Annotated in this window: 1 protein-coding gene; it reads right to left on the reverse strand. The window is 73.0% G+C overall.

Features of this window, described 5'->3' with window-relative positions; translation table 11 throughout:
- Window positions 1-45 precede the first annotated feature (45 nt).
- Window positions 46-252: phosphoribosyltransferase family protein (locus tag ACQG3P_RS20910; protein ID WP_426806127.1), on the reverse strand; the 207-nt coding region annotated here is incomplete at its 5' end.

Genomic DNA, 252 nt, shown 5'->3' on the forward strand with positions numbered 1-252 from the left:
TCAGTCGCCTTGTCTCCCCCACGCTAGCCCCGCGGGGGTCGCCTGTCACCTGTGAGTTTCGAATGCGACGTCCGGTGGCTTCCTGCCGTTCATACGGCGCGGTGTGGCGGCGACCGTCACGGCGCCGACCACGTCCGCCCCGGCGGCGCGCAGCGCGCGGACGGCCTCCTCGAGGCTCGCTCCGGTCGTCACGACGTCGTCGACCACGATGACGCGGCGGCCCGCGGCATCCCGTGCCGTAAGGCTCTGCGC

The organism is Stenotrophomonas sp. SrG (assembly GCF_050031795.1).
GTDB classification, from domain to species: Bacteria; Pseudomonadota; Gammaproteobacteria; order Xanthomonadales; family Xanthomonadaceae; genus Stenotrophomonas; species Stenotrophomonas rhizophila_A.